Origin of the sequence: Ensifer sp. MJa1, assembly GCF_037026475.1 — a bacterium.
In the GTDB taxonomy this organism is placed as follows: Bacteria; Pseudomonadota; Alphaproteobacteria; order Rhizobiales; family Rhizobiaceae; genus Ensifer.
Genome location: NZ_JAKUMO010000053.1, coordinates 1 through 2,500, shown reverse-complemented (window position 1 = coordinate 2,500; position 2,500 = coordinate 1). Strand labels below are relative to the sequence as shown.

Below are 2,500 nucleotides of genomic sequence, written 5' to 3'. Positions count from 1 at the left end.
ACACTCATTGTCCTTGAGTAAGGCGGGACACGTGAAATCCTGTCTGAACATGGGGAGACCACTCTCCAAGCCTAAGTACTCGTGCATGACCGATAGCGAACAAGTACCGTGAGGGAAAGGTGAAAAGCACCCCGACAAGGGGAGTGAAATAGAACCTGAAACCGGATGCCTACAAACAGTTGGAGCCCGCAAGGGTGACAGCGTACCTTTTGTATAATGGGTCAACGACTTAGTGTGACGAGCAAGCTTAAGCCGATAGGTGAAGGCGCAGCGAAAGCGAGTCTGAACAGGGCGTTCAGTTCGTCGCATTAGACCCGAAACCGAGTGATCTAGCCATGAGCAGGTTGAAGGTTGGGTAACACCAACTGGAGGACCGAACCCGCATCTGTTGCAATAGATTGGGATGACTTGTGGTTAGGGGTGAAAGGCCAATCAAACTCGGAAATAGCTGGTTCTCCGCGAAATCTATTTAGGTAGAGCGTCGACCGAATACCCTCGGGGGTAGAGCACTGGATGGGCTATGGGGACTCACCGTCTTACTGATCCTAACCAAACTCCGAATACCGAGGAGTACTAGTCGGCAGACACACGGCGGGTGCTAACGTCCGTCGTGAAAAGGGCAACAACCCTGACCTCCAGCTAAGGTCCCCAAGTCATGGCTAAGTGGGAAAGGATGTGAGGATCCCAAAACAACCAGGATGTTGGCTTAGAAGCAGCCATCATTTAAAGAAAGCGTAACAGCTCACTGGTCTAATTAAGGGTCTTTGCGCCGAAAATGTAACGGGGCTAAAGCCATGCACCGAAGCTGAGGATGTGCAGTAATGCACGTGGTAGCGGAGCGTTCCGTAAGCCTGCGAAGGGATACCCGTGAGGGGTCCTGGAGGTATCGGAAGTGCGAATGTTGACATGAGTAACGATAAAGAGGGTGAGAGACCCTCTCGCCGAAAGACCAAGGGTTCCTGCTTAAAGTTAATCTGAGCAGGGTTAGCCGGCCCCTAAGACGAGGCGGACACGCGTAGTCGATGGGAACCACGTTAATATTCGTGGGCCTGGTGGTAGTGACGGATTGCTCAACTGGTTCGGACTTATTGGATTGTCCGGGCTGGGACGCGGTTCCAGGAAATAGCTCCACCATTATAGACCGTACCCGAAACCGACACAGGTGGTCAGGTAGAGTATACCAAGGCGCTTGAGAGAACTATGCTGAAGGAACTCGGCAAATTGCACGCGTAACTTCGGAAGAAGCGTGACCCTTTTTGACGCAAGTCAGATGGGGTGGCACAGACCAGGGGGTAGCGACTGTTTATCAAAAACACAGGGCTCTGCGAAGTCGCAAGACGACGTATAGGGTCTGACGCCTGCCCGGTGCTGGAAGGTTAAGAGGAGGGGTGCAAGCTCTGAATCGAAGCCCCAGTAAACGGCGGCCGTAACTATAACGGTCCTAAGGTAGCGAAATTCCTTGTCGGGTAAGTTCCGACCTGCACGAATGGCGTAACGACTTCCCCGCTGTCTCCAGCATAGACTCAGTGAAATTGAATTCCCCGTGAAGATGCGGGGTTCCTGCGGTCAGACGGAAAGACCCCGTGCACCTTTACTATAGCTTTACACTGGCATTCGTGTCGGCATGTGTAGGATAGGTGGTAGGCTTTGAAGCAGGGACGCCAGTTCTTGTGGAGCCATCCTTGAAATACCACCCTTATCGTCATGGATGTCTAACCGCGGTCCGTTATCCGGATCCGGGACAGTGTATGGTGGGTAGTTTGACTGGGGCGGTCGCCTCCGAAAGAGTAACGGAGGCGCGCGATGGTGGGCTCAGACCGGTCGGAAATCGGTCGTCGAGTGCAATGGCATAAGCCCGCCTGACTGCGAGACTGACAAGTCGAGCAGAGACGAAAGTCGGTCATAGTGATCCGGTGGTCCCGCGTGGAAGGGCCATCGCTCAACGGATAAAAGGTACGCCGGGGATAACAGGCTGATGACCCCCAAGAGTCCATATCGACGGGGTTGTTTGGCACCTCGATGTCGGCTCATCGCATCCTGGGGCTGGAGCAGGTCCCAAGGGTTTGGCTGTTCGCCAATTAAAGCGGTACGTGAGCTGGGTTCAGAACGTCGTGAGACAGTTCGGTCCCTATCTGCCGTGGGTGTAGGAATATTGACAGGATCTGTCCCTAGTACGAGAGGACCGGGATGGACATATCTCTGGTGGACCTGTTGTCCTGCCAAGGGCATAGCAGGGTAGCTATATATGGAATGGATAACCGCTGAAGGCATCTAAGCGGGAAACCAACCTGAAAACGAGTATTCCCTTGAGAACCGTGGAAGACGACCACGTTGATAGGCTGGGTGTGGAAGTGCGGCAACGCATGAAGCTTACCAGTACTAATCGTTCGATTGGCTTGATCGTTCCCATTGCTCATGCTCATCACAAAATGAGCGACGTGTTCAAAACAAAACGAGCTCGGTTCAACCCGACCTCACCAGCTTCTCAATCCGGTTTGCG

General features: G+C 53.4%; 1 rRNA gene (cut by a window edge). It reads left to right on the top strand.

The features are described from left to right. Positions 1-2,404, top strand: a 23S ribosomal RNA gene (locus tag MKZ91_RS31395) (it extends 393 nt beyond the left edge of the window). Positions 2,405-2,500: the final 96 nt, after the last annotated feature.